Source organism: Xylanibacter ruminicola, from assembly GCF_900142525.1.
Taxonomy (GTDB): Bacteria; Bacteroidota; Bacteroidia; order Bacteroidales; family Bacteroidaceae; genus Prevotella; species Prevotella ruminicola_A.
Genome location: NZ_FRBD01000032.1, coordinates 21,292 through 27,291, shown reverse-complemented (window position 1 = coordinate 27,291; position 6,000 = coordinate 21,292). Strand labels below are relative to the sequence as shown.

The following is a 6,000-nucleotide window of genomic DNA, read 5'->3' as shown; positions in this document are numbered from 1 at the left end:
TTTTTCCTTTATGTTTGGCGATATAAAGTTACGAAAAATTTGTCAAATATCCTAATATTTTTGCAACGTATATTATTGATTGTCAGTTAATTATATATAAATAAAACCATTCGCAAATCTTGTCAAACTAGATAGAATAAATCGCGATTGATATAGCCGATAAACTATCGTTCTTTTCAACTAAATTGCAGAAGAACCATTTTGGTTGACAGTTTATTGCTTTTTTCCTGATATAGTTGACAGTCGCTTTACTGAATAAGTTGACTCTTTACTGGAATCGTTGACACCTTTACTGACATTAGGACCAGATGCATCAGGATGGCGACTACTGGTGTGGCGAGTTCGAGACGGACGACATCGACTGGAAACTCGCAGAGCTCATTGTGAACATGCAGTACGCCTGTCAGCGCCACTACTTCGGCGCTATGGCCGAGGCCTATTTCGACAACAAGCTGAAGGATGCCTCAGTGAATGTGCAGCGCAAGCAGAAGACCTTCGAGGCTTTTGCCCGCCTGCCAGAGGAGTTTACCAACGACGATGTTGTACGTTGTTTTAATCTGTCGGGCTCATCATCAGCAAGATGTAGGATTAGTAGATTTCTACGTGATCATCTGGTAGAAAAGGTTCGCGAGGAACGTGGTGCTATACCCGCTCTATATCATAAAACAGGTACAGTAATACTCTAATCATTAGGCGCGTCGGCGTTTCCCCGCGTCGGCGCGTCATTTATTGCAGAGCAGTTGCATGATTACTTGAGTTTGCCAAGAATGGCCTCCTGAGCCTCTTTCTCTTTAGCTTTCAACATTTCTTTGTAGCGTCTTTCTACATTGCTTGTTGAGTCGAGAACCACCTTGAAATTATCGTCTTTAACTGAGGCAAATTTTACTTTCTGGGCTTTAGAAAGCAACTCGGCATTCCATGGCTCAATCTTCAGGCTAACCTTCAACTCGCCTTTGGCCCCCTTTTCAAATCGCTTGCTGTAGTCGCCAGGTTTGAATGTGGTGCGTCCTCCTACACATAGTGGATTACCGTCTTTGTCGAGATATACAGCTGAGAGATAATGCTGGTTGAATTTGCTCTCAAGCTGGTTGATTTCTTCTGTATTCTCAATCTCGCCTACAAATACCACCTTCTCATTCTTTGACTGTTCCATGTCGAAGATGAATGGCTTAGAGGCCTTAACAGGAAGGTTATCGTCGAAAACAACAGGAATCTCCTTGCCCTCCAGTTTACGCAGAGCTGCATCTACTGTGGCGTTAGCTGTGCTGTCGAGTTCTTTAATCTTGTTAGTGAAATTCTTAAGATCTTCGATAGTGGTAAGATCTTTAGCTGATTCGAGTACAGCAATGGCCTGATTTCCGTAGTCGATAGCTATTGCAGGCATCTCGCCAAAGATACCATCGTTGCTGGCCTCGCCATTACCATCGCCCTTACAACCTGCAATTGACAACATGGCTACCAGAACTACTGAAGCTGGAGCAAACATTCTACTGATCTGTTTCATAATTTTTAAATTTTTAGTTGGTAAATATTATAGATTGAAATTTTCTCTGCAAATATAATTATTTTTCTTTTACGTTGTTACATATTATACCTAAAAGTGAGTATTTTAGTACGAAAATCGTAAAATATTGATTATCAGAAGGCTTTTTTTTAGTACCTTTGCGGCCAAATTAAACAAATACTTATGTGGAATAAACCTTGGAAGATGAAGGAGGGCTTTGCTATTGGCATAGGTCTGATAGCCTTGGGCGTGGTGCTGCAGTTGGCAGTAGGGCCTGTGGCGTGGAGTGCCTTTGCATGGCCTGTTAACGGGGTAGTGATGTTGGCTTTTGTGGCTATTATCGCCCTGATATATGCGTTGCGCAAGCGCGTTTACGCCATGCTGTTTCTTGGCACCAACTATGCTGCCATACCTGCCATGGCGCTGGCAGTGGTGCTGACTATCGTGATGGGACTTACCATACAGAGTGCTGAAGGCACATGGTTCAACAACATGCTGAGCTTCTGGCCGTTTGTGCTGATATACATGCTGATAGCGCTGATATTGGGGCAGGTTATCATAGGTCGCGCGCTGCATTTCAAGTGGAAGCGCGACATACCTTTTATGCTGAACCACTTGGGGCTGTTTCTTGCCATGACTACCGCCACACTGGGTAATGCCGATGTGCAGCGACTTAGGATGATAACCACCGAGGGACTGCCTGAATGGCGTGCTGTGGCCGACAACGGGATGGTGAAGACAATGCCCATGAGCATAGAACTGAAGAAGTTTATGATGGAGACTTACGATGACGGAAGTCCCAAGCGATTTGCGTCGGCAATCAAGATAGTAGAGAAATCAGGCCGTGAGATGGAGGCTACCATCGATGTTAACAAACCAATAGTGGTTGATGGATGGAAGATTTATCAGTATGGCTACGACACCAGCATGGGTGCCGAGAGCAAGATATCGATACTGGAGCTGGTGAGCGACCCTTGGTTGCCGCTGGTATATGCTGGCATATTTATGATGCTTGGAGGTGCGGTGTGTATGTTTATCTTTGGTAAAAAGAGAAAGTGAGAATATGATTACTTGGGAACAATTTATATATTTTGCTGTGGCTGCGGTGCTGCTCTGGGTTGTAGGTGCCTGGGGCGCTTGGAAGGGCAGGGCAAAGATGGCCTACGCGACAACAGGCACTGGATTGCTGGTGTTTTTCAGTTTTATTGTGCTGATGTGGATATCGCTTGAGCGTCCACCTCTGCGAACTATGGGCGAGACGCGACTGTGGTACTCGTTCTTCCTGCCATTAGCTGGAATAATAGTGTATACGCGATGGAAGTATAAGTGGATACTTACTTTCTCGACCATCTTGGCATTGGTATTTATCTGTGTGAATCTGCTGAAACCTGAGATGCACTCTAAGGCGCTGATGCCAGCATTGCAGAGTCCGTGGTTTGCGCCGCATGTAATCGTGTATATGTTCTGCTACGCCGTGCTGGGAGCAGCAACGGTGATGGCAATTTATCTGCTGTTTTTCAAGAAGAAGGCTGTTACTGCCGAGGAACTCGAGATTACAGACAATCTGGTGTATGTGGGTTTGGCGTTTATGACTGTGGGCATGTTGTTTGGTGCGCTCTGGGCCAAGGAGGCATGGGGCCACTACTGGAACTGGGACCCAAAGGAGACGTGGGCTGCCATCACATGGTTCGCGTACCTTATATATATACACTACCGCCGACTGCCAAATAGCAATCAGCGGTTAGCGTTATGGTGCCTTATAGTGGCGTTTGTGTTGCTGCAGATGTGCTGGTGGGGTATCAATTATCTGCCCTCAGCCCAAGCTACATCAGTACACACCTATAATTCATGATAGGACCTACGGATTATACGGTAAAATAATTATTTACGGACATAGTCTACGAAGGAATAACGGAAAGAATGCTTCTCGTCGATGTCGTGATCCTCGCGGGCTGATTCCTTCCACTCATCGGCGTAGGGTGGGAAGAAGGTGTCGGCATCCTTTGGCGTGTCGTCAATCTCAGTAAGACAGAGTCGATCGGCCAGGGGTAATGCCTGTTCATATACGCTGGCGCCACCAATGATGAATACCTCTTCGTCCTTACTGCAATGAGCGAGGGCTTCTTCGAGAGATGGGTAGACATCGCAACCAGGATAGAGCTCATTTATACGCTCGCTCAGACCACCCCTATCCCCTCCTACCTCAGGAGGGGAAAACAGAGAGCGCGTGAGCACGATGTTACGACGATTGGGTAGGGCACCCTTGGGGAGCGACAGAAAGGTGTTGCGCCCCATGATGATGGTGTGGCCCGTGGTTAATGCCTTAAAACGCTTAAGATCATTGGGCAACCAATAAATCAATTTATTCTGAAATCCAATGGCGCGATTCTTCGCCACTGCTGCAATTATACTAATCATAATGTTCAATGTTCAATGTTCAATTAAACAGAGACTTCTGCTTTAATGTGTGGATGTGGATCGTAGCCTACCAACTCAAAGTCTTCGAACTTGAAGTCGAACAGGTTCTTAACATCAGGGTTAATCAGCATCTTGGGCAGCGGACGAGGCTCGCGGGTTAGCTGCAGCTTAGCCTGCTCAATGTGGTTTAGATACAGGTGGGTATCGCCTGTGGTATGGATAAAGTCGCCAGCCTTGAAACCAGTAACCTGTGCCATCATCTGTAGCAGCAGGGCGTAGCTGGCAATATTGAACGGCACGCCCAGGAAGGTATCAGCCGAGCGCTGGTAGAGCTGCAGCGAGAGTCGACCATCAGCCACGTAGAACTGAAAAATGGTGTGGCAAGGTGGCAGAGCCATCTTGTTGACTTCGGCCACATTCCATGCAGAAACAATCATGCGGCGAGAGTTGGGGTTGTTCTTCAGTTGGTCGAGCACGTATTGTATCTGGTCGATGGTGCCGCCATTATAATCAGGCCATGAGCGCCACTGGTGTCCATACACAGGACCAAGTTCGCCGTTCTCGTCGGCCCACTCGTTCCAGATGCGAACACCATGCTCCTGCAGGTATTTCACGTTGGTATCGCCCTTCAAGAACCACAATAGCTCGTAGATAATACTCTTGAGGTGCAGTTTCTTGGTGGTGAGCAATGGGAACCCATCGTCGAGGTTATAGCGGCTCTGGGTACCAAAGATGCTGATGGTTCCTGTGCCAGTGCGGTCGCCTTTTTCAGTGCCCTCTGTCAGGATGCGGTTCAGGATGTCTAAATACTGTTTCATATATTTTATAACTATTCACTATTCACTCTTCACTTCTATCACCCTTGGTGCCTCAGTGGGCAGGTGGGTGCTCTTGATGCGCCAAGCCTTGGGGTAGAGGTTGTTGGCGCGATTGCCAATGTTCTTGGCAGGACCAAGCGGTTGCCCCTTATAGGTGATGGTGACGATGCCACGTGGGGTATCAGGTGGCAGCACCAATGCCTCGCCACGGAGGTATTTGATGGCCTCGAGGTAGTCGACGTCTACTGTCGGAGGTACGGGAGTACGGGAGTACGGGGGTACGAGAACACTTAAGCCTTTGAGTTTTCGCTCGTCTAATCTCGCGCCACCGCACCCACGCTCCTCCGCACCTCCGTTCTTCCTTATCGCGCAAGCAAATAATCCTTCGCCACGCGTGATGCCAGGGATGAAGCGATAGACGGGGGCTGTGAAACCAGGGAGCAGCGAGCCTGTGATGTTCCACGATGGTTCGATGGGGATATTGAGCACTTCGGCATCGAAATTCTCGAGAATCCAACGGATGTTCTCCTCGTTCTCCTTTGTATTATATGTACACGTACTATATATAAATAGTCCGCCAGGGTTCAAGCACTCCCATGCATCAGCCACAATCTCGCGTTGCAGTCGCCAGCACTTCTCCACATTCTGCATGCTCCACTCGCTGATGGCGTTAGGATCCTTGCGAAACATTCCCTCGCCAGAGCAAGGTACATCGCACAGGATGACGTCGAACTTAAGCTTGGCTTTCTTGAAGTCGCGAGGGTAGTTGTTGGTGACGATGCAGTTAGGTGCTCCCCATTTGGTGATGTTCTCCAACAGAATCTGAGCGCGATTACCCATGGGCTCGTTGCTTACCAGCACACAATCCTCAGGCAATACGCTACGCATGGCCGTTGATTTGCCTCCAGGGGCAGCGCAAGCATCTAATGCGCATTGAACATTGAACATTGAACATTGAACATTGCGCAAGATGTGAGTGACGAACATCGATGAGGCCTCCTGTACATAATAGCATCCAGCATGCAACATAGGGTCGAACGTGAATTGGGGCCTATCTTTCAGATAATATCCCTCATGACACCAAGGCACTTGACTATCAAAATGGTCAATGGTCAATGTTCCATGTTCAATGTCTATTCGCGTATTCACGCGAATAGAAGTGGGGGCTTCCTCTTCGAAAGCTCCTATGAAGCGATTAAACCTCTCATCGCCCATTATCCTGCGCGTTTCTGCAACAAAATCGGCTGGTAAATTGACCAT

The 6,000-nt window shown here is 47.6% G+C and carries 7 protein-coding genes; 3 read left to right on the top strand and 4 right to left on the bottom strand.

Annotated features, from left to right (window positions below):
- Window positions 1-308: 308 nt before the first annotated feature.
- Window positions 309-686: a hypothetical protein gene (locus BUB86_RS15955; protein WP_073211444.1), complete on the top strand. Its 378-nt coding sequence runs from the start codon at window positions 309-311 to the stop codon at window positions 684-686.
- A 62-nt stretch (window positions 687-748) separates the two neighbouring features.
- On the opposite strand, the gene BUB86_RS15950 is transcribed toward BUB86_RS15955, so the two are convergent.
- Window positions 749-1,504, bottom strand: a complete 756-nt coding sequence (locus BUB86_RS15950) for a hypothetical protein (RefSeq protein ID WP_139261690.1) — start codon at window positions 1,502-1,504, stop codon at window positions 749-751.
- Between the two features lie 183 nt (window positions 1,505-1,687).
- Between BUB86_RS15950 and BUB86_RS15945 the strand changes: the two genes are divergently transcribed.
- Entirely contained in the window at window positions 1,688-2,563 is an 876-nt protein-coding gene (locus tag BUB86_RS15945; protein WP_073211442.1) for a cytochrome c biogenesis protein ResB, read from the top strand.
- 7 nt (window positions 2,564-2,570) lie between these two features.
- Window positions 2,571-3,356 carry a cytochrome c biogenesis protein CcsA gene (gene ccsA, locus BUB86_RS15940; RefSeq protein WP_175549530.1) on the top strand — a complete coding sequence of 262 codons (786 nt, stop codon included), beginning with the start codon at window positions 2,571-2,573 and terminating at the stop codon, window positions 3,354-3,356.
- A 29-nt stretch (window positions 3,357-3,385) separates the two neighbouring features.
- On the opposite strand, the gene BUB86_RS15935 is transcribed toward ccsA, so the two are convergent.
- Genes BUB86_RS15935 through BUB86_RS15925 form a run of 3 tightly spaced genes read right to left on the bottom strand, consistent with a single transcriptional unit; the run spans window position 3,386 to window position 6,000 of the window.
- Complete coding sequence (locus BUB86_RS15935) at window positions 3,386-3,922, bottom strand: dihydrofolate reductase (RefSeq protein WP_081373296.1); 537 nt, start codon at window positions 3,920-3,922, stop codon at window positions 3,386-3,388.
- A gap of 23 nt (window positions 3,923-3,945) precedes the next feature.
- Entirely contained in the window at window positions 3,946-4,740 is a 795-nt protein-coding gene (locus BUB86_RS15930) for a thymidylate synthase (RefSeq protein ID WP_073211440.1), read from the bottom strand.
- 18 nt (window positions 4,741-4,758) lie between these two features.
- Window positions 4,759-6,000: a methyltransferase RsmF C-terminal domain-like protein gene (locus BUB86_RS15925; protein ID WP_175549529.1), complete on the bottom strand. Its 1,242-nt coding sequence runs from the start codon at window positions 5,998-6,000 to the stop codon at window positions 4,759-4,761.